Consider the following 22,310-nt stretch of genomic DNA (forward strand, 5'->3'; position numbering starts at 1 on the left):
TTTTGATGCGAAGGAAGAAATGATGTCGGGAACCCTTGTGCTCGTGCGCCATGGCCAGAGCGAATGGAACTTGAAAAACCTGTTCACCGGCTGGCGCGACGTCGACCTGACCGAGCAGGGTCACGCCGAGGCAAAGGCAGCCGGTCAGAAGCTGAAGGCCAAGGGCCTGAAGTTCGACATCGCCTTCACGTCGGCGCTGATGCGCGCCCAGAAGACCTGCCAGCATATCCTCGATGCGACCGGGCAGGGCGACCTCAAGACGGTTGCCGACCAGGCGCTCAACGAGCGCAACTATGGCGACCTCAACGGACTCAACAAGGATGACGCTCGCAAGAAGTGGGGCGACGAACAGGTCCATGTCTGGCGCCGTTCCTATGATGTGCCCCCTCCGGGCGGCGAAAGCCTGAAGGATACCGGCGCCCGGGTATGGCCTTACTACCTGCACGACATGCAGCCGCATGTGCTGCGCGGGGAGACGGTTCTCGTTGCGGCGCACGGCAACTCGTTGCGTGCGCTGATCATGGCGCTGGACGGCTTGTCGGGCGAGGAAATCGTCAAGCTGGAACTCGGCACCGGCGTGCCGATCGTCTATCGGCTGAACGCGGATTCGACCGTTGCCTCGAAGGAAGTGCTCTAGTAGCTACGGCTCTGTCTTTTTGTCTGGCCGCATTTCCGGACGCAAAACCGCTTCACGCTTTTATTGGAAATGCTCTACGACCCCGATCTCTTCTCGCTGGCGTAAAGCGCGACCGCCATGGCGCGGCTGCGCACGCCCAGTTTGTCGTAAAGATTCTTCAGGTGGTATTTGACCGTATTTTCCGAGATGCCCGTTCGGCTGGCGATTTGCAGGTTCGTCCAGCCGTCGGCCAGCACGCCCAGAAGCTCCAGCTCGCGCGTGGTCAAGCCGGACAGCCTGGTTTCGCCGATCTTGGTGACGTCGGTGTAAGGAATGCAGATGCGCCCGTTGGCGACCGCCACCAGCGTCTGGAACAGGATGAGCGGGTCCTCGAACTGATAGCAGAAGCCTTGTGCGCCAAGCCGCACGCATTGCTTGAGGATGCCGACATCGTGGTCATTGGAAAAGATGATGACGCGCGGCGAAAGTTGGCGGTTCCGCAGTTCCATCAGCACTTCGCCGCCGTTCATGTCCGACAGCCGCCATCCGACAATGGCGACGTCGAACTCGGCCGGCTGCTTCGCGGCGGCCTCGATGAAGGCATCGCCGCTCTGCACCGAACCGGCAAAGCTGAACCGCTCGTCGCGGCCGATAAGGTCGCGCACCGCCGCGATGACGAGCGGGTTTCGCTCCGCGATCAGGACATTCAGTCTGCTCGTCTGCGTCATGGACCCGCCAATGAAACCCGAACCACCTGCTGGTGGATATCAATCCGGGTTTCGGCAGTCTATGACAGTCTTGCCGCGACGGAAATCAGTCGTAGATTTTGTATCGGCGGGTCAGGCCGCGCGCTTCTTCCATAACCGCGGCTTCGACGGCGCCGTTTCCGTCTTCTCCGTTCTTCGCCAGCCCGTCGATGACCTTCAGCGTCATCTGGCCGACCTGGGCGAAGTCGTCCGCGGTGAAGCCGCGGGTGGTGCAGGCCGGCGTGCCGAGCCGCACGCCGGACGTGACGGTGGGGCTCGCCGGATCGAACGGGATGCCGTTCTTGTTGCAGGTGATGTGCGCGCGGCCCAATGCGGCTTCGACGCCTTTGCCTGTCAATCCCTTGCGGCGCAGGTCGACCAGCATCAGGTGCGTGTCGGTGCCGCCGGAGACGATGTCGACGCCGCCATTGGCGAGCGTTTCGGCAAGCCGCTTGGCGTTGGTGACGACATTGGCCGCATAGGTCTTGAATTCGGGCGTAAGCGCTTCGCCGAAGGCTACCGCCTTGGCCGCGATGACGTGCATGAGCGGTCCGCCCTGCAGGCCGGGGAACACGGCGGAATTGATCTTCTTGCCGATGTCTTCGTCGTTGGAAAGGACCATGCCGCCGCGCGGGCCGCGCAGCGTCTTGTGGGTCGTCGTGGTGACGACATGGGCGTGGTCGAGGGGGTTCGGATGCACGCCGCCGGCAACGAGACCGGCAAAATGCGCCATGTCGACGAACAGCTTGGCTCCCACTTCATCGGCAATTTCGCGGAACGCCTTGAAATCGATGATGCGCGGATAGGCCGAGCCGCCGGCCAGGATCACCTTCGGCTGGTGCTTGCGGGCAAGGTCGCGCACCTCGTCCATGTCGATGCGATGGGTGTCGGGCTTGACGCCATACGACACGACGTTGAACCACTTGCCCGACTGGTTGACCGGAGCGCCGTGGGTGAGATGGCCGCCGGCGGCGAGGTTGAGGCCGAGATAGGTGTCGCCCGGCTGCATCAGCGCCATGAACACCGACTGGTTGGCCTGGCTGCCCGAGTTGGGCTGGACGTTGGCGAAGGTGCAGTTGAAGATTTCCTTGGCGCGGTTGCGGGCAAGATCCTCGACCTCGTCCACGAACTGGCAGCCGCCATAGTAGCGGCGTCCGGGATAGCCTTCGGCGTATTTGTTGGTGAGCACGGAGCCTTGCGCTTCCAGCACCGCCTTGGAGACGATGTTTTCCGAAGCGATCAGTTCGATCTCGTCCTGCTGGCGCTTCAGTTCGCGCTGGATGGAATCGCTGACGGCCGGGTCAGAGGCGGCGACGCCGGTGTGGAAGAACGAGCGGGCATTACCTGTGCCGGGTCTTGCGGGAATATTCATCGGGCTCCTCCCTTGTGGCGCTTTTTTGCGCGAGCGTGGTGTTCAGCGTTTTTGGGTGATGTCAGCCAGTCCAGCCGAGGCCGGACGAGATGCAGTTGATGGAAAGCAGCAGCGCGTTGACTGCCCGCTTCGGCTTTTCCGGCGCAGGCTCCTTGGCGCGGACTTCGCGAAGAAGCTGGACCTGGAGGCGATGGATCGAGTCCATCTGCGGCCGGATGCGGTCGAAGTGGCGCTTGAAGGCAGGAAAGCGCTGCGACAGTTTCAGGCCGCCGTTGACTTCGGTGATCATGCGCCGGGTCAACGCATATTCGTTGGCGATCTTCTGGTAGATGCGTTCGCTGGTGGCGCTGTCGTCGACCAGTTCGGCATAGAGCCGGCCAATGTCCATGTCCGCCTGGTAGAGCGTCTTGTCGACCTCATCGACAATCAGCCGGAACAGGCGCGAGCGCTCGAACATCTGCTGCAGCAAATAGAGGCCGTTTTCGCCGCGGACGTTGACGAAGGCGTTCAGCGCGCTGCCGATGCCGTACCAGCCGGTCAAAAGGTGGCGGTTCTGGCTCCACGCGAACACCCACGGAATGGCGCGCAGATCCGAAATGGTCTTGGCGCCGAAGCGGCGCGCCGGGCGCGAGCCGATCTTGAGCAGGGAAAGCTCTTCGACCGGGCTGGCCTGGTTGAAATAGTCGATGAAGCCCGGCTCGTTGATCAATCCGAAATAGGAAGCCTGCGACATGCCGGTCAGCGCTTCGAGCGCCTCGTTGAACTCCGGATTGTCCTTCAGTTCGGCTTCGTCGCCCGACTTGACGCTGTGGGCGAACACGCTCGCGGCCAGGATTTCGAGTTGGTAGAGGCCGGTGCCGCGGTTGGCGAACTTGGACGAGACGACCTCGCCCTGTTCGGTCACCCGCATGATGCCGCCGACGGTGCCGGCCGGCTGGGCTGCGATGGCGCGTCCAGTCGGTGCGCCGCCGCGGCTCACCGATCCGCCGCGCCCGTGGAAGAAGCTGATCTTGATCTTGCGCTTGGTGGCAAGCGCCGTGATGCGCCGCTGCGCCTTGTTGAGCTCCCAGTTGGAGGCAAGGAAGCCGCCGTCCTTGTTGGAGTCCGAATAGCCCAGCATGACTTCCTGCCGATTGCCGAAATCGCGCACGGTGCGGCGCACGATCGAGACATCGAGCAGCTTGTCGAGGATGTCGGGCGCGGCGCGCAGGTCGGCGATGGTTTCGAACAGGGGCACGACTTGCAGGCCGATTGTGCCGCTGCCGTCGTCTGCCGTGGCAAGCCCGCTGTACTGGGCAAGCAGATAGACCGACAGCAGATCGTCGCAAGAGCGCGTCATCGACAGCACGAAGGCGCCGACAGCGCCGCGGTTGCCGCCGCCTGAGGCGTCACGGATGACGTCGAAAAGATCGAGCAGTTCGCGCGCATCGTCGGAGAGCTTGGAGCGCTTCAGCTTGAGTTTCTCGCCATTGTGAAGGCCGGCGCGGATGCGGGCGCTCCATTGCGGCGTGTCGGCAGCCGGAGCATCGTCCGGGCTCTGTTGCTGGAAGATCTCCTCGAGCACCTTGTTGACGACGGTGGAGTTCTGGCGAATGTCGAGCGCGACAGTATGAAAGCCGAAGCTCTCAACCTGCTGGCGCAGCGGGCGCACGAAGCGCTGCGCGACCAGCTTGCCGCCGATCTGGCCAAGGACGGTTTCAAGATCGACGAGATCGGCCTTGAACGCCTCGGGGCGCGGGTAGGGCTTGGCGGAACCTTCGCCGAGGATCGCCTGGAGCCGGTCGAGCATGGACGCCGCGAACTGGCGAAGCGGCTCGTCCGGATTGCGCGCCACGATTTCGGATGCGACGCGGCTGCGGTGCAGCGCGCGCCCCAGCGCCTTGGTGAAGCTCTCGGGAATGTCGATGACGTTGGCGCTGACGCTGAGCACGGTCACAAGGCGGCGAACCTGACCGATGTACCACCCGATCACCGCCTGCTGGCATTCGTTCAGCGCGTAGGCGGTCAGCTTTGCGGTGACGTTCGGGTTGCCGTCCCGGTCGCCGCCGATCCATGACGCATAGCGCATGAAGGACGGAACCTTGATCGCGTATTCTGCGTAGTGGCGCGAAAGCCCTTCCTCGACGGCGTCGTAGAGCTTCGGCGTCGCCTCGAAAATGACTTCGCGAAAGAAGTGCAGGCCCCAGGCGATCTCGCGCTCGACCGAAGGGCGTTCGAGTCGGAGTTCGCCCGACATCCACAAAAGCTCGATCTCGCTCTTGAGGTCGTCGATCAACTGGTCGCGCTCGCGCGGCGCCCAGCGCTGCTGCTCCAGTTCGGTGAGCTTGCGGTAGATGCGGCGGTGGATTTCCAGGACCGTGACGCGCTTGGCCTCGGTCGGATGGGCGGTCATGGTGGGGCCGACGCTAAGCGTGCCCAGAACCGACTGCACATCCTCGGCCGAATAGCCGGCCGCGGCGATCTCGCCGATGACGTTTGCGAACGAGCCGATGACTTCGTCGGCGCCGCCGGCCTGTTCCAGTTCGCGCCGCGAACGCATGGCCAGCAATTCATTGGCGATGGCCGCAAGCTGGAACCAGATGCCGGTGGCTTGAAGGGCGGCAATGCGGCGTTCGCTGGCGACCTCGTCGAGACTGACCTTGCCGGTCAGGATGCCGGCCATTTCGGGTTCGCGTTCGGACACCACCGAGACCAGCAGCCTGAACAACAGGCTGCGCACATCCTCGCGGAAGCTCAGCGGCTTGCTTTCCTCCAACAGACGTCCATGCATCGGCTCGTTGCTCCCACTGCCGGCCTGCATCGATCCCGGCCTCCTCTTGCCACGGTTGCCGGGTGGTGCAGGTCGGCGCATCACCCGATATCGCCAGTGAGTCAGAAGAACGCTTTTCCGTCGTCTCGGAAACGCCCGGACGGGTAGATTTCCCATTCGTTCGGGTGGTGCGGGTACTGACCGTTCGATAGCGTTTTGGGCACTTGCAGAGCAGATTCCCGAGCCTTGACAGGTAGGGAAGGGGGTAGCCGACAGCACCATGTCGGGGTGCTCGATTCATCTGGACGCAACTTAACCTTTGTGCAAGTATCTTGCCTATGGAGAAAAGCGCAAACCACTGAGGACGGCGTCGGGCCAACCCGATGTCGCAGTGTTTCGCGCCTGAGGTTAAGGAGGTCCGTCGATGGAAAATGCCCTACCCGAACTTTACGAAGGCCACGCACCGATCACGCTGCAGAATGCGTTTCATGATGCGCTGGAAGCTCTTGAAGGTTGGCTGCCGGGCGAACCGGAGCCGGGTATTTTCCTGAACGGGTTTGAAATTCCGCTGGTTCTGGTGTTGAATGCCATGACCCGTTGCACGGATCTGTTGCCTCGGCGCAGCCGCTCGATCCTTGAATCGATCACAGGCACGCCCGCAGCGATTGCAGATGGGGCTACGTTCGCAGATGGCGCGCATCTGGCCATGCCGATATGTCAGGAGCGGCTTAACTCGCTTCGCATCTGGCCGGCCATTCAAGCTTCCCGGGACTTGGCCCGGGATTTGGAATGTACGACCATTTCCTACGGCGGGGCTTGAGCCGCGATAGCGCAAATCAGCAGGAAGAATGACCGCCGCGGTTGCAAGCGCTGCGCTCGACCTTGACTATCGCTGCTATTTCAACCTGTTGCCTATCAGTAAAATTTCTTGCATTTAGATATTGCCCTTCGAGCAAATTTACGTTCAAATATCCGCGACAGCTTCATACCGGGCCAAGAGGATGCGCCCTTTGAAGCAAAACAGATTGGAGGAGAATACCGCATGACCGCTTCCTGGCGTTTCTCGACTTTGGCAGACAGGCACCGCGCGCTCGGTTCCAAATTGGAAGACTGGAGCGGCATGGGAACCGCCTGGAGCTACGACAAGGATGCGAACGAAGAATATGTCGCGATCCGCACCAAGGCCGGCATCATGGATGTTTCGGGCCTGAAGAAGGTCCACATCACCGGACCTGCGGCTGCCCACGTCATCGATCTGGCGACGACCCGCGACGTCGAGAAGATCTATCCTGGCAAGTCCGTCTATGCCTGCATGCTTAACGAGGCCGGCAAGTTCACCGACGACTGCGTTATCTATCGCATCAGCACCAACTCCTGGATGGTCGTGCACGGCTCCGGTTCCGGCCATGAGGAACTGACCCGTGCCTCCATCGGTCGCGACGTCTCCGTCCAGTTCGACGACAATCTGCACGACCTGTCGCTGCAGGGCCCGACCGCCGTCGACTATCTGGCCAAGTACGTGCCCGGCATCCGCGACCTCAACTACTTCCACCACATGCAGACGCAGCTGTTCGGCTTCCCGGTGATGATCTCGCGCACCGGCTACACCGGCGAGCGCGGCTATGAAATCTTCTGCCGTGGCCAGGATGCAGGCACGATCTGGGATCGCATCGTCGAGGAAGGCAAGGACGTCGGGATCATCCCGTGCCGCTTCACCACGCTCGACATGTTGCGCGTCGAAAGCTACCTCCTGTTCTACCCCTACGACAATTCGCAGCGCTTCCCGTTCGAAAAGGAAGGCCCTGGCGATACGTTGTGGGAACTGGGCCTCGACTTCACCGTTAGCCCTGGCAAGACCGGCTTCCGCGGCGCCGAAGAGCATTACCGGCTCAAGGGCAAGGAGCGTTTCAAGATCTACGGTATCGAAGTTGCCAGCGACAAGCCGGCCGACGAGGGTGCCGAAGTTCACCGCAATGGCAAGAAGGTCGGGGTGGTGACTTGCGCGATGTATTCGCCGCTGGTCAAGAAATCGATGGCGATCGTACGCCTCGATGTTGATTGCGCGGTTCAGGGTACCGAACTAGAAGTTCACAACGCCTCTGGCAAGGTCAAGGCAAAGGCTCACCCGCTGCCGTTCGACGATCCGAAGAAGTTGAAGCGGACGGCAAAGGGCTGAGGCTTTGGACGGTGTACCGGTCATGACGATACTTAGTCGCCCGGTCTATGGAGTTCTGACGCCTCAGACCGGAAAGAACCACCTCCTGATCGCGGACGCCGATGGGGCGTCCGCGATCACGGACTTCGCCAAGAAGGCGCCACCCGGCTTTTTTGCCTCGGCCGAGATCATGTACGTTGCCGGGCCGGATGGCGCAAAGAACGTCGATGCGCTGAAGGCGCTTTCGCCGGCCCGCTTCTACCTGGGGCCGTCTCTCGCCGCCGCGCTGCCGCGACTGCGCCAGCTTCTCGGGGAATCCCACATGGGCTTGCGCCTCTATGTGGCCGGAACCGAAGGCCTGATCGGCCAGATCGTGCAGATCGCAAACGAAGCCGGCATCGAATACACGGCGGTGCAGACGGAGCATCGGGGATCGCTGGCCCGCCGCGTCCAGTGCGTGCACTGCAAGGGCATTACAGAGAACGTGACCACCCAGCCTTGCACATGTTCTCATTGTGGCCTGCTTCTTCTCGTACGCGACCACTATTCGCGCCGTTACGCAGCTTACCAGGGCGTATGCATCAACGCGGAGGACCCGACCGAGATTCCACCGACAGAGGAGATATTCCGTTGAAGGCAGGATCGAACAGGATCGAAGCGGTCGTAACCAACGTGGTTGCGGTCAACGAATTGGTGAAGCGATTCCACTTCGAACGGGCCGACGGCGGACTTTTGCCGACATTCTCGGGCGGCGCCCATATCGTCGTCGAGATGCGCGACGATGAAAAGACCAGGCTCAATCCCTATTCGTTGATGAGCACGCCGCTCGACACCAGGGATTATCGCGTCAGCATTCGGCGCGACGATGTCGGGCGCGGTGGGTCGCTTTTCATGCATCGCAAGGTCAAGCTCGGCGACCGAATGGTCATTTCCAACCCGGTCAATCTGTTCTCGCTCGATCTCAGGGCGAAGAAGCATTTGATGATTGCGGGCGGCATCGGCATCACGCCCTTCGTTGCCCAGACATCCCAGTTGGCGGCAGGAACCGGCAATTTCGAATTGCACTATGCAGTTCGCAACGACGCTCTCGCGACCTATGCCGATGTCCTGAGGGAGCGCCACGGCTCCCGCATCCATCTTTATCGCGACGATCACGGCGAGACGCTCGACCTTGCGCGGGTTCTGGCCACGCAGCCGCTAGGAACGCATCTTTATGTGTGCGGCCCGGCAGGCATGATCACCTGGGTGAGGAATACCGCAGCCGCTGCGGGATGGCCCGCCGAGCGGGTTCATTTCGAGCATTTCGCGGCGCCGCAGCCCGGCAGGCCCTTCGACGTGCGGCTGGCCGTCAGCGGCGTCGAGATCCAGGTCGGCGAACATGAGAGCTTGCTCGAAGCGATCGAGGCTGCCGGTCTCGATCCGCCCTATCTGTGCCGTGGCGGCGTGTGCGGCCAGTGCGAGACCAATGTGATTTCGCACGATGGCAAGTTCCTGCACAACGATCATTGGCTGAGCGAGGAGGATCGCCAGTCAGGTTGCAAGATCATGCCTTGCGTATCGCGTTTTGAGGGCAAGTCGCTGGTACTTGAGCGCTAGGCGGGAGAAGGAGGAGATCATGGGAATCAATTTCAGGCAGGAAACGTTCCGCGACGATTATTCGTTCAAGAACAGTCCGGAACAGATCCGGCGTTTCCCGTTTCCGTTTCCCGAAGACAAGTACATGTATTCGGTGAATATCGAGCCGCACGTGCCCGGTTTGAAAGACACGGTTTTCGAACATCTGTTCGACGTCGACGAGCACTATATCTCGGAGATGCAGGACCGGGCGCTGGTGCTGGCGGAAGATCCGCTGCGCTGCCAGTCGCTGCCCCACATGGAGCTGGCCGGTTGGGACACGCTCGAGCTTCTCATGACCGAGAAGGCAAAGAGCTATCCCGACCTGTTCACCCTGACCCGCGATGGCGACAAGTGGCACTGGATCAACCGCCCCCTGGGCATCGACGATCACTTCACCTTCGGTGACAGCTCGACGCTGCCGTACGGTCCGCTCGAATACATCACCCGCCAGAGCCAGGGCGACTTCGCGGTGCTTGACCAGCGCGACAACAATTTGTGGATGGATGCCGGCATCGTCACGACCCAGGCTGACTGGTCGCTCGATTTCGACATCGGCATGAATTTCTTCGAGTGGCATGCACCGGTTCCGCTTGCGCACCAGATGGGCGTGTTCACGCGGGCGCTGAAGTTCCTGATGGCATTGCAGCAGGGCCAGCCTTCGCGCCGGCACAACTGGACGATGACCATCAATTCGCGCCTCGACACCAGCCCGGAAAACTTCCACAAGTGGGGAACCGACCGGGCGACCGTGACGCCGGAAAACGTCGGCCAGAAGGTCCACCTGCGCGTCGAAGTGCAGATGTTCTTCCGTCTGCCGCGTTCCAACGCGCTTCTGTTCCCGATCCGCTGCTACCTGCTCAAGATGGACGAACTGGTAACATCGCCCAAGTGGGCACGCCGTTTCCACCGGGTGCTGCGCGACCTGCCGAACGAGCTGGCCGAATATAAGGGCCTTGTCCGCTATCGACCGACGGTGGTCGAGTGGCTGTCGAAATACGACGACGGTGCACCGACGTCAGCTGGTCTTGGTCCGGATTGATACCGGCCTGATCCCGCGCCAAGCGAACCCCGGAAGGGTTTGTTGCGCTAGGACAAAGAAGGGCGGCGTCCCTGATGGTATGCCGCTTTTCCCGCAGTGCAGAAAGGAGTTACATCACGATGGATGTAACCGTGAAAACCCGCACGCTCTATAAGGAACTGGGCGAAGAAGAAGGTGTGCGGAACCTCGTCGAGACATTCTACGACGTCATCGAGCAGGACCCGAGCGCCCACGAGCTTCACCTGTTGCACCTCAGGGGCCACGGCGTGGCGCACTCCCGGGAAGAACAGTTCAACTACCTGTCGGGTTTTTTTGGCGGCCCGAGCCGATATGTGCAAAAGCACGGTCATTCACGCCTGACCGAAATCCATGAGCATGTTCCGATTGGCCCCGCCATGCGCGACCTCTGGCTGCGCTGCATGGAAAAGGCCATGGCCACGGTCGGCATCGAGGGCGAGTTGAAGGAGCAGGTGATGGTTCATTTCACCCGCGCCGCCGAAACCTCGAGGAACCAGGATTTCGATTGAAGCACTTCCGGCTTCACATTGGAGTGATTGCGGCCATTTGCCTGATGGTGCGTCGGCGCTTGAATTCAGGTGGTGAAATGTTTACTCTCGATAAAGAGGCAACGGTGATCGGGAGATAGGATAATATGGCGGGAGCAAGGAACATGACGGCCGCGCCGCTCGCTCCATCCGTATCCAACGCATCCTCGCTTCAACGTAAGGCAGCGTCCCGTCCGTCGCCAACCCTTTCGCAGAACCCGCACGCCGTAAAGGACACCAAGGAAAAGGTCCTCGAGGTCGCCATTGGTCATGAGGTGCGGGCGTTTCGCAAGAAACTGGGCATCACCGTAGCCGATCTTGCCAGCGCGACGAACATCTCGCTCGGCATGCTTTCCAAGATCGAAAACGGCATTACCTCTCCGTCGCTGACCACATTGCAGGCATTGTCGCATGCGCTTGGCGTGCCGTTGACCTCGCTGTTTCGCCGCTTCGAGGAAGAGCGCAGCGCGGTCTTTGTCAAAGCGGGCCAAGGCGTTGACGTGGAACGCCGCGGAACACGCGCCGGCCACCAGTACAACCTGCTTGGCCATATCGGCTCGAATACCAGCGGCGTGGTCGTGGAACCCTACCTCATCACGCTGACCGAGGATTCCGACGTATTCCCGACCTTCCAGCACGACGGGATGGAATTCCTCTACATGCTCGAAGGCGAGGTGACCTACCGGCACGGCAGCAACCTTTTCCACATGGAACCGGGCGACAGCCTGTTCTTCGACGCCGATGCGCCGCACGGCCCCGAGGAGATGACGAAGTTCCCGATCCGCTACCTGTCGATCATCTCCTATCCGGCGCGCGGTAACGACTGAGATCCCCCGCAAGCGCGTCGTCCGGTGCCTGTTTCGATAGGACAGGACCGAGTATAGAGTTAGGAAATGAAGGCTGAAATCGACCAGATAACGTCTCAGATCATCACCACCCACTCGGTGGGGGCGACGGTGCAGATTGTTCTGGATCGGCTGTTTGCGAAAATAAAATCCGAGGAATATCCGCCGGATACGCGCCTTCCCTCGGAACGTGCGCTGGCCTCGGAGATCGGGGTGGCCCGAAACACCGTGCGCGAGGCGCTGGACGTGCTGGAGGCCCGCAACGTCATCAAAAGACGGCCCGGCAGCGGCAGTTTCGTGACTTATCGCTCGGAAGACGAGTACGGGCGGGAAGACAATTCGGTGGCGCTGGAAACCAGTCCGCTGGACCACCTTGTGGTGCGCGGCATCCTTGAACCCGAGATGGTGCGCCTCGCCGTCATCAACATGACCCCTCGCGAAGTGCGTGAACTGGAACAGTTGATGTCGAAGATCGAGGGCGTCCACACCGATGTCGCCGCCTTCGTCAAATGCGAAGAGGAAATCTACCGCAAGATTGCCGAAGGCACGCGCAACCCCCTGCTGGCATCCTGTTACGAACTGACGATCGAGGCTTGCAGGCTGAGCTTTCGTACCGCGCTGCTTCGCCGGCACCTGACGCCGAAGCGCATCCTTGAATATCAACAGCGCTACAACACGCTGTTCAACGCCATCGCCTCGCGCGACGTCGAGCGCGCCGTCGAGTTCATCAAGCTGCACCTGATCGAGGAGCAGAAATTACTTTTGCAGCAGGACTGATTCCGGCGTGCGCGTCTTAAGGGCGGCTCCATTGCCGCTCGAGCGCAGGCGTTGTTCCCAAAGCTGGCCCAGGTTAGACATTTCCTTTTTGAGAAGATCGCCGTGGCGTTTCAGCCAGCGGGGGATCGAGCCGAAGGTGGCAATTTTCGCCTTGCCGTTCTTCAGCGTGACCACGGGCCAGTCGCCGACCAGCGCGTTGTCGATCCCGAACATGCTTTCGCCCCACCAGTGGGCCGGACCGAAAGCGTGGGTGACGTGGCCAAGCTGCTTCATCGCCGCCAAAACGGATAAAGAGTTGACGCTGTTGCATTTTTCGACGGCTGCATGCCAGATGTCGAGAATGGCTACATATTCCCAGCTCACCGCGGTCCAGGTGCCGGGGAAGCGGGTGTTGTACTCGTCGAAGAAGCCTTTGGGGCGATTGAAGAAAAACGTCTTTTCCGTCAGCTTTTCATCGTCGAAGTCCGGGAACTGGAACACGAAACCTTCCATGAATTCGACGGATGTCCTGGCAACCAGCTGATCGTAGTAGTCCAGCGTGCAGGATATGATCTGGCCCTTGAAGCCCTTGGCGTGCGCATACTCCGTCATGGCGTGAACCATAGGCGTATAGCTGGTGCACCAGCACAGGATATCGGCGCCCGAGTCCAGCATCGGCTGGACGATCCCGGCAGCCGTGGTGGTGCCGGGATCATACTGAATTTCCTTGGTAATATCGATGTTCGCGGCCTTGAATGCCGCGCGATAGGTCGCGAGCGAGGGCAGGCCGAGCTCATCGACCTGGCTGCAGATCGCAACGCTCCCAAGCTGCGGCCTGGTCTGGGCAAGCCATTCCACGCCGGTCACGTTGTAGATCGGATGCAGTTCGCTTGGCGCGATCAGATAGGGCGTATCCGGCGACAGGTCGCTCGGCAGCAAGGTCGAAGTCAGCAGTTTGCGGCGGGTCAGATAGTCACGTATCTGCGCAATCGTATCCCCGCCCAGCATCATCAACAGCTTGACGTCATGCTGCTCGACCAGATGGCGTGCGCCTTGCCTGGCTTTTCCCGGGTCGTAGCCGCAGTCGAATTCGACGATCTTGATCGGATAGCGCCGTCCGTTGATCAACAGCCCGCCATTCTTGTTCAGCCAGTCTTCCCAGATCCGGCAACCGCGCAGTCCGGGCAGGCCCCATGACTCGACCTGACCGCTAAGCGGGGCCAGAAACCCGATGTTCACCGCGTTCGGCATGCCGACAGACAGCCGAGGCAGGGCGCTTGAGACCGCGAGTTGATGGGCGAAGCTGGAATTCTGCATGTCGGTAAGTATCACCAAAACCTACAACATTTCATCTTCCTGCAGTAAAATTTTCTTCACCGCAGGAAATCGGTTGACAGATTGGTACAATCAAAGGCACCATTCGTTGAACCAAAAGAACCAATAACAAAAAATCTTCTAGAGGGCTACCGTATGGATAAAAGGATCGCAGTCATCGGCGCCGGACCATCCGGCCTCGCTCAACTGAGAGCATTCCAGTCAGCCGCAGCTAAAGGCGCAAAAATCCCGGAAATCGTATGCTTTGAGAAGCAGGCGAACTGGGGTGGCTTGTGGAATTACACCTGGCGTACCGGTCTAGACCAGTATGGCGAGCCGGTTCACGGCTCGATGTACCGGTACCTTTGGTCGAACGGACCGAAGGAGGGCCTTGAATTCGCCGACTATTCCTTCGAGGAGCATTTCGGCAAGCAGATCGCTTCCTATCCGCCGCGGGCAGTCCTCTTTGACTACATCGAAGGCCGCGTGAACAAGGCCGGTGTCCGCGACTGGATCCGTTTCGAGACCGCCGTGCGCATGGTGACCTGGGACAAGAATACCCGCAAGTTCACCGTCACCGTGCAGGATCTGCCGAAAGACCATTGCTATTCCGAGGAATTCGACCACGTCATCGTCGCCTCGGGCCATTTCTCGACCCCGAACGTTCCTGAATTCCCCGGCTTCGACCGGTTCAACGGCCGCATCCTCCACGCCCACGACTTCCGCGATGCACGTGAGTTCATCGGCAAGGACATCCTGCTCATCGGCACCAGCTATTCGGCCGAGGATATCGGTTCGCAGTGCTGGAAGTACGGTGCGAAGTCCGTCACCAACAGCTACCGCACCGCGCCGATGGGCTTCGACTGGCCGGCAAACTGGGAAGAAAAGCCGCTGCTCGAAAAGGTCGAGATCAACACCGCCACGTTCAAGGACGGCTCGACCAAGCGCATCGATGCGATCATCCTGTGCACCGGCTACAAGCACCACTTCCCGTTCCTGCCCGATGACCTGCGCCTGCGCACGGCCAATCGCCTTGCGACCGCCGATCTCTACAAGGGCGTGGCCTACGTCCACAATCCGAACCTGTTCTACATCGGCATGCAGGACCAGTGGTTTACCTTCAACATGTTCGACGCCCAGGCGTGGTGGGCGCGTGACGTGATCCTTGGCCGGATCAAGGTCCCGGCAGACAAGAAGGCGCTGGTCGCCGACGTCGAGGCCCGTGTCGCCGGCGAGGATGCCGGCAAGGACAGCTACGACGCGATCCGCTACCAAGGCGACTACGTGAAGGAACTGATTGCCGAGACCGACTATCCGAGCTTCGACGTGGACGGAGCCAACGAAGCCTTTTTCGAGTGGAAGAAGCACAAGAAGAAGGGCATCATGGAGTTCCGCAACCATTCCTACCGGTCGGTCATCACCGGTACGATGGCGCCGCCGCACCACACGCCGTGGAAGGACGCGCTCGACGATTCGCTGGAATCCTATCTCGGCGCAGCAGAGACGACCGCCGCAGCGGAATAAAAGCCGTGGGCTGGTGAACGGGAATACCCGCGCCAGCTTGCTTTTCAAGACAGTAGCCAATTGGGAGGCATACACTGTCCGACGCACCGATTCTCGAACTGCGCAACGTCACGAGGAAGTTCGGCGGGCTGACAGCCGTCAACGATCTTTCCTTCTCCGTCAGGCGCAACAGCATCCACGGTCTCATCGGCCCCAACGGCGCCGGCAAGACGACGACGTTCAGCCTGGTCAGCGGCTACTACAAGCCGTCGAGCGGCAAGATCTTCTACGAAGGTCGGGACGTCTCGGGCTTGAAGACCAGCAAATTGGCCCAGCGCGGGCTGATCCGTACCTTCCAGGGCACGACGCTGTTCCAGGAGTTCAGCGTCATCGACAATGTCAGGGTCGGGTGCCACCGCTCCGCCGGATCAGGTTTCATTTCGCGCATTACGGGCGGCGATGCGCCGATCGAGCGGGAGGCCGACAAGAAGGCGCTCGCAGCGCTGGAATTGTTCGACCTTGGCCAGCTTGCGGACGAGCCGGCTTCCAGCCTGCCGCATGGACACCAAAGGGCGCTCGGCATGGCCGTGGCGTTGGCTGCCGATCCGGCGCTGATCCTGCTCGATGAGCCGTTTACCGGCATGAACCCGGAAGAAACGCGGCGCATGATGGACCATGTGCGGCGCATCCGCGACGAGCGCGACATCACCATCATGCTGGTCGAGCACGACATGCAAGCGGTGATGGGCCTTTGCGAACGCATCACGGTGATGAACTTCGGCCAGTTCCTCATGGAAGGTTCGCCGCAGGAAATCGCCAACGATCCGCGCGTCATCGAAGCTTATCTGGGGCGTACAGACGATGCTGCTTGAAGTCCGCAACCTGCACGTTCACTACAACAAGGTCGCTGCCCTTAAGGGCGTCAGCCTGCAGGTGCCCTCGGGCGGCATCGTCACCATTATCGGCGCCAATGGCGCCGGCAAGAGCACGACCCTGCGCTCGATCTCGGGTCTGACCAAGCCGTCCAAGGGCGAAATCCATTTCGACGGCCAGCGTATCGACAATCTGCCGGCGGAAAAGATCGTTGCGCGCGGCATCGCCCATGTTCCGGAAGGGCGGCGCATATTCCCCGACCTGACGGTGGAGGAAAACCTGCGCATCGGCGCGTTCCTGCGCACCGACAAGGCAAAGATCGAGAGCGACATCGAGGACATTTTCCAGCGCTTCCCGCGCCTGAAGGAGCGTCGCACCCAGTGGGCGCGCACGCTGTCCGGCGGCGAGCAGCAGATGGTCGCCATCGGCCGTGCGCTGATGTCCGGTCCCAAGCTCCTTTTGCTGGACGAACCGTCCATGGGCCTGTCGCCGGTTATGGTGCAGGAAATGGCGAGGATCGTCTCCGACATCGCCGAGCGCGGCGTGCCGGTTGTGCTGGTGGAACAGAATGCCGGCCTTGCCCTGAAATTGGCTTCCTATGCTTACGTCCTGGAAATCGGGACGGTTGCCGTGGAAGGCAAGGCTTCCGACCTTCAGACCAACGATCATGTGAGGAGGGCGTATCTTGGTGCATGAGAACTGGACCTTCAACGATCTCGTATCCGCAGGTTGGGGCGAAGCCGATCTCGAATGGGAACGGCTTAATGAAGATGCGCTGACCGCTCTGGCCTATGGCCGCATCGACGAGGCGGGCAACGTCTTTGCTACCTCGCTTCGCTTGGCCCGTGCCGAATTTACCGCCAACGATCCGAGGCTGGCTGCAAGCCTGAGCAACCAGGCGGCGGCGGTGGCGGCCCTGGACAGCGATCAAAGTGCCGGCCAGACGAGAGCCGCTGCGAAACAGGCCTGGGCTGCGTGCGAGAGCTGGGTCGAAAAGATGACGGCGCCGCGAACCGCTCGCTCGTCGATGTTTCATTTGCGCATGGAGCGGCTGCATCGGCCTGCCTATGAAGAGCGCTGGCGCGTCAAGGGACGCGAATTGCTCGCCGATGTTCGTGAGGAAGTTTGCGTCGGCGACGCGCTGGAACTCATTGACCGCGAAGAAGCAAGAGTGCGCCTTGCACGCTGGCAACGGGAGCGTCCGGTGACGCTGAGCGATCCGAGGAAGTTGATGGCGGCGGTTATCATGCTCGCCGCCCGCGAAAAGAGGCCCGGAACGAACAATGGCGATGCGACGCCACAAGAAACGGGTCGCGTCAGACGATCGTAGAAAAATGAGGGAAACGGGTGCGCTACAGTCGATCCGGCGCGCTTCGAAACAGACAGGATCGACATGGGAACTGGTCGGGCGGGGCACCGTTGGCCATTCGCAAAGCGGAGGAACTGCAATGAAGTCAGCATCAAGTATCTCGCTTACCAGACGATCCCTTTTGACCGGTGCGGCAAGTGCCGCGCTGCTGCCCTTGGTCGGCATGCCGAAGGCGAGCTTTGCGCAGGAAAACGTCGTCAAGATCGGCTTCCTGGCTCCCTTGACCGGCCCTGTCGCGGCCTGGGGCAAGCCGGGCCTCGACGGCTGCAAGATCTGGGCTGACTGGGTTAATGAGGCCGGCGGCATCGAGATCGGCGGCAAGCCCTACAAGGTCGAGCTCGCGTCCTATGACGACGAGGACGATGCCGGCAAGGCGCGCACCGGTGCAACCCAGCTCATCCGCGAAAACGACGTCAAGTTCATCATGATGCTGGGTGGCAACTCTTGGCCGGGCGTGGAGGAAATCGCCGCGCGCCAGGGCATGATGGTCTCGACGCTGCTGCCAAGCGACCTGACGCCTGACACGACCACCTTGATCGCGCCATGCGAAGTGCATCCGATCTACAACGTGACGGGCGTAGACTGGCTGGCGGCCAACCATCCGGACCTCAAGACCGCCGTTGTCTGCGCGCAGGACGATGCGCTGGGCAAGCCGTCTGTCGCCACCTATCTCGCGGCGTTCGAAGCAGCCGGCATCACGATGGCCAGCCCGCCGCTGTTCTTCGATCCGGCCACCACCGACTTCGCCCCGGTGATGACGCAGCTTCTGGCCAACAATCCCGATATCCTGTGCCTCGATACCTGCTATGCCGACTATGTGCAGCCGCTGTGCGAACAGGCTTTCCAGCAGGGTTACAAGGGCAAGATCATCTCGTGCACGCTGGACTTCTACCAGCGCATCGTGGAGCGCACCTCGAAGGAGTTCATGGAAGGCGTCATCTTCCAGTTCCCGGACTTCGACGACAAGGCGCTCAACGATCCGCGCATCAACTTCAAGAAGCCGAACGAGTTCTTTGCCGAATATGTGAAACGCTATGGCGCGACGGAATGGTCTGCGGTGTCGTGGGAATACTCCTCGATCCTCGATCTTTGGGCGGATGCGGCCCAGCGCGCCGGGAGCGTCGAGCCAGCGGACGTGCTGGTTGCGATGAAGGAAGGCGGCAAGGGCAAGCACGCCTTTGGCGACGCCCGCTGGTGGGGCAAGGACCTGTTCGGCATCGACAACGCACTTGTCGGCGACTGGCCGGTGGTGGTCATCCGCGACGGCAAGGCGACGATCGCCGAGTTCCGTTCGATCCCTGAATGGTGGGACAAGAACGGCCAGTTGCTGGTCAAGCATATGACCGATCTCGGCCAGATGTGGAACCAGCGCACCTGATCTGCGCGCTGCCGGGCCAAGGCTGGCCCGGCAGCTCCACCACCTGAAACTTGACGCCACCAAACGGGGTGACCGATGCCGGATTTCCTCCTGCAGACCGTTTTCAATGCATCCTATGCTGCCAGTTACATGGCGCTGATCGCCGTCGGACTGGTGCTTATCTTCGGCGTCATGGGTGTGATCAATTTCGCGCATGGCGAGCTCTATATGGCTGGCGCCTACGCGATCGTGTTCTTCTATGTATGGTCGGGGCTTCCGTTCTTCGTGGCGGTGGCGCTGGGGCTTGTCTTTGTCGGATGCCTCGGCATCCTCATGGAGCTGACGCTGTTTCGACCGCTGCGAACGAATCCGCTGGGCGGTCTGATCGCCTCGATCGGCTTCCTGCTGATCCTGCAGACGCTTGCGGTGCTCGGCTTCGGCCTGCGCAACCAGAACGTACCGCCTGTCTCGCAAGGGCGCATCACCGTCGGTGGCGCATTCCTGACCTATGAACGGCTCTATGTGATCATCGCGACCATTGGGCTTTTGACCGCGCTCTACTTCTTCCTGCGCAAAAGCAAGTTCGGCTGGGCGCTGAGAGCCTGCGCGCAGGATCGCGAAGCTGCTGCCTTGCAGGGCATCTCCATCAACCAGACGGCGCGCTATGCGATGTTCATCGGCGCGGCCCTTGCCGGCGTGGCCGGCGCAATGACGGCTCCGCTGGTGGCGCCGTCACCCTATATGGGCCACAGCGTCATCGTTACCGCCTTCATCATCATCATCGTGGGCGGCATCGGCAGTCTCGAAGGCGCAGTGGTGGCGGCTGTGCTCTATGCCTTCGTCCATACCTTCGTGACCACCTTCTACGATGGCGTGATCGCCAACATTGTCGGCCTGCTGCTGATGCTGGCTGTCCTTGTCGTCAAGCCCCAGGGCCTGTTTGGAGTGCGCGAACGTGCCTGAGAAAACCTCAATCGGCGGAGCCGGCCTGATCGGCATTCTCATCCTCGCGGTCGTGCTGATCGCGGTGCCTCACCTGGTCAGTTTCTCGCAGCAGGAACTCTTGGTGCTGCTGACCATCAACGTCTTGGTCGTCGTCAGCTACCGCTTGCAGACGCTGACCGGCGAGTGGTCGCTGGCGCACGTCGTCATGATGGGCGCAGGCGCTTACGGCAGCGCGCTGTTTGCCAAGAGCTTCGGCTTTCCGGTGCCGCTGGCGATGATTGCAGGCGCCATCACCGCCGGCGTGATCGCGACGGTGCTGAGCTTTCCGCTGTTTCGCATGAAGGGCTTCTACTTCCTGATCGGCTCGTTTGCCGCCGGCGAAATCCTTCGCCTGATCTGGAAGCGCTTCACCGACCCGTTCGGCGGACCGAAGGGCATCCAGCGCATTCCGGGTTTCCCGGAGATCGACCTCGGCTTCATCCACATCGATTTCTACGACCCGGCCAACTACTACTACCTCGTGCTGGTCGTCGTGCTGGTGTCGCTGTGGGTGCTCTACCGGGTTGAGAAGTCGCGCATCGGACTGACCTTCCACGCCATCCACTGGCAGGACAAGCTGTCGGAATCGGTCGGCGTCGATGCCTTCCGCTACCGCATGCTGGCTTTCGTCATCGCCTCGTTCTTTGCCGGTCTGGCGGGTGCGCTTTATGCGCACTACCTCAGCACGGTCAATCCGAACCAGTTCGACGTCAACACCATGGTCTACGTGCTGATCTGGACCATCGTCGGCGGCACCAGCCGCTGGTATGGGCCGATCCTCGGCGTGGTGGCGCTTACCATCGTCGACGAGGTCATCCTGCGTTCCATCGGCGTCGATCAGGTCCGTCCGCTGCTCTACGGCCTGATCCTCATCCTCGCCATCCTGTTCCTGCCCAACGGCTTGGAAAGCCTGGTCATCAAGGCGCGCGACGCCTTGCGCAACCGGGGTGGAGCCAATCTGCCGAACGGCCAGGCGGTCGCGCGAAAGTAGCGCGGCGGCCGACGATAGGATCATTTTTAGATGCGAGAGCGCCGGACCGGTCCGGCGCTCTTTTCGTTTGTGAAGCATGTCGGCGGAATCGCCAACGGGTAGGGCAAAACCTATCCGAATGTGCGCCGGTGCATCTGATTGAGTAGGCCGCAACCAATGCCCGTAGCGTCATGAATCTATCTGGACAGGTGTTGTGAGAAGAGGGGCTGAAAAGGATCATTTCCCCAGAGCTACACAAAGGGTCCACGCACCCGACAATCCTCGGAGGAAATTTACATGGCCGGTTACAATCAGCTTTTCGTTCCAGGACCGACGAACGTCCCCGAAGTTGTCCGGCAGGCAATGAACATGCCGATGGAAGACATGCGCGCCTCGGACTATCCGACGTTCACGCGCGGACTTTTCCGCGACATCGCCAAGGTGTTCCGCAACGACAGCGGCCGCGTCTTCATCTTCCCGTCTTCCGGCACCGGCGCCTGGGAATCGGCGATCACCAACACCTTGGCCCCCGGCGACCGCGTTCTCATGTCCCGCTTCGGCCAGTTCTCGCACCTCTGGGTCGACATGGCCCAGCGCATGGGCCTCGATGTCGATGTGATCGATGTCGAATGGGGCACGGGCGTTCCGGTCGAGATCTATGCCGAGCGTCTTGCGGCCGACAAGGAGCACCGCATCAAGGCCGTGTTCTGTACCCACAATGAAACCGCAACCGGCGTGACCAGCGACATCGCTGCCGTCCGCGCGGGCCTCGATGCGGCCAAGCACCCGGCACTGCTGTTCGTCGACGGCGTTTCTTCGGTCGGCTCGATCGATTTCCGCCAGACCGATTGGGGCGTGGACCTCGCCGTTTCCGGTTCGCAGAAGGGCTTCATGCTGCCGCCGGGCCTCGGCTTCCTCTCGGTCAGCCAGAAGGCGCTCGACGTCGCCAAGGACACGACCAAGAACAACCGCTCGAACCGCTGCTACTTCTCGTTCGAGGACATGATCCGCGCCAACGACACCGGCTACTTCCCCTACACGCCGGCGGTGCAGCTGCTACGCGGCCTGCGCGCCGCTCTCGACCTCATTGAGGAAGAAGGCCTGGACAACATCTTCGAACGTCACAACCGGCTGGCTGAAGGCGTGCGCAAGGCGGTTTCCGCCTGGGGCCTGCGCCTCTGCGCCAAGGAACCGAAGTGGAATTCGGACACCGTCAGCGCCGTTCTGGCACCCGAAGGTATCGACAGCAACGAGATCGTCAAGCGCGCCTATGAGGCCTACAATGTCTCGCTCGGCGTCGGCCTGAGCAAGGTTGCCGGCAAGGTGTTCCGCATCGGCCATCTCGGCTGGATCAACGAGCCGATGGTTTGCGGCGCGCTGTCCGTGGTCGAGATGTCGCTGCGCGATTGCGGCGTCAAGGTAACCCCCGGCTCCGGTGTCGGTGCTGCGCTCGAGCACTACCGCCTGGCGGCCCAGAAGACCGTTGCCAAAGCAGCCTGA

20 protein-coding genes and 2 pseudogenes are annotated in these 22,310 nt (G+C 61.2%); 18 read left to right on the forward strand and 4 right to left on the reverse strand.

Annotated elements, in window-relative coordinates; all coding sequences use genetic code 11:
- The first annotated feature begins 22 nt into the window (after window positions 1-22).
- Entirely contained in the window at window positions 23-637 is a 615-nt protein-coding gene (locus ASD50_RS10935; protein WP_056241457.1) for a 2,3-bisphosphoglycerate-dependent phosphoglycerate mutase, read from the forward strand.
- A 74-nt stretch (window positions 638-711) separates the two neighbouring features.
- Here the strand turns inward: ASD50_RS10935 and ASD50_RS10940 are convergent, their stop codons facing one another.
- The 3 genes from ASD50_RS10940 to ASD50_RS10950 form a co-directional block, all read right to left on the reverse strand.
- Window positions 712-1,344: a LuxR C-terminal-related transcriptional regulator gene (locus ASD50_RS10940; RefSeq protein ID WP_156465030.1), complete on the reverse strand. Its 633-nt coding sequence runs from the start codon at window positions 1,342-1,344 to the stop codon at window positions 712-714.
- Between the two features lie 85 nt (window positions 1,345-1,429).
- Entirely contained in the window at window positions 1,430-2,734 is a 1,305-nt protein-coding gene (gene glyA / locus ASD50_RS10945) for a serine hydroxymethyltransferase (RefSeq protein WP_056240518.1), read from the reverse strand.
- Window positions 2,735-2,795: 61 nt separating this feature from the next.
- Window positions 2,796-5,504 (reverse strand): phosphoenolpyruvate carboxylase, encoded by a 2,709-nt coding sequence (locus ASD50_RS10950; protein WP_244484490.1) that lies wholly within the window; start codon window positions 5,502-5,504, stop codon window positions 2,796-2,798.
- A 403-nt stretch (window positions 5,505-5,907) separates the two neighbouring features.
- Between ASD50_RS10950 and ASD50_RS10955 the strand changes: the two genes are divergently transcribed.
- The 8 genes from ASD50_RS10955 to ASD50_RS10990 all read left to right on the forward strand — a co-directional run bounded on the left by ASD50_RS10955 (window position 5,908) and on the right by ASD50_RS10990 (window position 12,461).
- A complete protein-coding gene (locus ASD50_RS10955) occupies window positions 5,908-6,303 on the forward strand; it encodes a hypothetical protein (RefSeq protein WP_056240521.1) in 396 nt (131 codons plus the stop codon).
- 222 nt (window positions 6,304-6,525) lie between these two features.
- Window positions 6,526-7,659: an aminomethyltransferase family protein gene (locus ASD50_RS10960; protein WP_056240524.1), complete on the forward strand. Its 1,134-nt coding sequence runs from the start codon at window positions 6,526-6,528 to the stop codon at window positions 7,657-7,659.
- 22 nt (window positions 7,660-7,681) lie between these two features.
- Window positions 7,682-8,272, forward strand: a complete 591-nt coding sequence (locus ASD50_RS10965) for a dimethylamine monooxygenase subunit DmmA family protein (protein ID WP_056240529.1) — start codon at window positions 7,682-7,684, stop codon at window positions 8,270-8,272.
- On the forward strand, window positions 8,215-9,234 hold the full coding sequence (locus ASD50_RS10970; RefSeq protein ID WP_082549593.1) for a PDR/VanB family oxidoreductase: 1,020 nt from the start codon (window positions 8,215-8,217) through the stop codon (window positions 9,232-9,234). Before ASD50_RS10965 ends, ASD50_RS10970 begins: the two co-directional genes overlap by 58 nt.
- 19 nt (window positions 9,235-9,253) lie before the next feature.
- A complete protein-coding gene (locus tag ASD50_RS10975; protein WP_056240537.1) occupies window positions 9,254-10,294 on the forward strand; it encodes a heme-dependent oxidative N-demethylase family protein in 1,041 nt (346 codons plus the stop codon).
- A 119-nt stretch (window positions 10,295-10,413) separates the two neighbouring features.
- Window positions 10,414-10,821 (forward strand): group II truncated hemoglobin, encoded by a 408-nt coding sequence (locus tag ASD50_RS10980; RefSeq protein ID WP_056240541.1) that lies wholly within the window; start codon window positions 10,414-10,416, stop codon window positions 10,819-10,821.
- Window positions 10,822-10,964: 143 nt separating this feature from the next.
- Window positions 10,965-11,666: a helix-turn-helix domain-containing protein gene (locus ASD50_RS10985; RefSeq protein ID WP_244484491.1), complete on the forward strand. Its 702-nt coding sequence runs from the start codon at window positions 10,965-10,967 to the stop codon at window positions 11,664-11,666.
- Between the two features lie 66 nt (window positions 11,667-11,732).
- A complete protein-coding gene (locus tag ASD50_RS10990; protein WP_056240547.1) occupies window positions 11,733-12,461 on the forward strand; it encodes a FadR/GntR family transcriptional regulator in 729 nt (242 codons plus the stop codon).
- Here ASD50_RS10990 and ASD50_RS10995 read toward each other — a convergent pair.
- Window positions 12,441-13,757, reverse strand: a complete 1,317-nt coding sequence (locus ASD50_RS10995; protein ID WP_056240552.1) for an ABC transporter substrate-binding protein — start codon at window positions 13,755-13,757, stop codon at window positions 12,441-12,443. The two genes, ASD50_RS10990 and ASD50_RS10995, sit on opposite strands and share 21 nt — an antisense overlap.
- A 153-nt stretch (window positions 13,758-13,910) precedes the next feature.
- Between ASD50_RS10995 and ASD50_RS11000 the strand changes: the two are divergent.
- The 9 genes and pseudogenes from ASD50_RS11000 to ASD50_RS11035 form a co-directional block, all read left to right on the forward strand.
- Window positions 13,911-14,987, forward strand: a pseudogene (locus ASD50_RS11000) (NAD(P)-binding domain-containing protein); the annotation flags it as partial.
- A gap of 30 nt (window positions 14,988-15,017) precedes the next feature.
- Window positions 15,018-15,278: pseudogene (locus tag ASD50_RS24260) on the forward strand (NAD(P)/FAD-dependent oxidoreductase); the annotation flags it as partial.
- A 128-nt stretch (window positions 15,279-15,406) separates the two neighbouring features.
- Window positions 15,407-16,129, forward strand: a complete 723-nt coding sequence (locus ASD50_RS11005) for an ABC transporter ATP-binding protein (protein ID WP_274533319.1) — start codon at window positions 15,407-15,409, stop codon at window positions 16,127-16,129.
- Window positions 16,119-16,826, forward strand: a complete 708-nt coding sequence (locus ASD50_RS11010; RefSeq protein ID WP_056240563.1) for an ABC transporter ATP-binding protein — start codon at window positions 16,119-16,121, stop codon at window positions 16,824-16,826. The genes ASD50_RS11005 and ASD50_RS11010 overlap by 11 nt, the downstream gene beginning before the upstream one ends.
- Window positions 16,819-17,460, forward strand: coding sequence for a hypothetical protein (locus ASD50_RS11015; RefSeq protein ID WP_210168930.1), 642 nt, complete (start codon window positions 16,819-16,821; stop codon window positions 17,458-17,460). The genes ASD50_RS11010 and ASD50_RS11015 overlap by 8 nt, the downstream gene beginning before the upstream one ends.
- A gap of 118 nt (window positions 17,461-17,578) precedes the next feature.
- On the forward strand, window positions 17,579-18,877 hold the full coding sequence (locus ASD50_RS11020; protein ID WP_056240568.1) for an ABC transporter substrate-binding protein: 1,299 nt from the start codon (window positions 17,579-17,581) through the stop codon (window positions 18,875-18,877).
- A gap of 75 nt (window positions 18,878-18,952) precedes the next feature.
- Window positions 18,953-19,819, forward strand: a complete 867-nt coding sequence (locus ASD50_RS11025) for a branched-chain amino acid ABC transporter permease (RefSeq protein ID WP_056240571.1) — start codon at window positions 18,953-18,955, stop codon at window positions 19,817-19,819.
- On the forward strand, window positions 19,812-20,831 hold the full coding sequence (locus ASD50_RS11030; protein WP_200952395.1) for a branched-chain amino acid ABC transporter permease: 1,020 nt from the start codon (window positions 19,812-19,814) through the stop codon (window positions 20,829-20,831). The genes ASD50_RS11025 and ASD50_RS11030 overlap by 8 nt, the downstream gene beginning before the upstream one ends.
- A gap of 276 nt (window positions 20,832-21,107) precedes the next feature.
- The gene (locus ASD50_RS11035) at window positions 21,108-22,310 is read left to right on the forward strand and encodes an aminotransferase class V-fold PLP-dependent enzyme (protein ID WP_056240574.1); all 1,203 of its coding nucleotides are present in this window, start codon (window positions 21,108-21,110) and stop codon (window positions 22,308-22,310) included.

This window comes from Mesorhizobium sp. Root552, assembly GCF_001427285.1.
Taxonomy (GTDB): domain Bacteria; phylum Pseudomonadota; class Alphaproteobacteria; order Rhizobiales; family Rhizobiaceae; genus Mesorhizobium.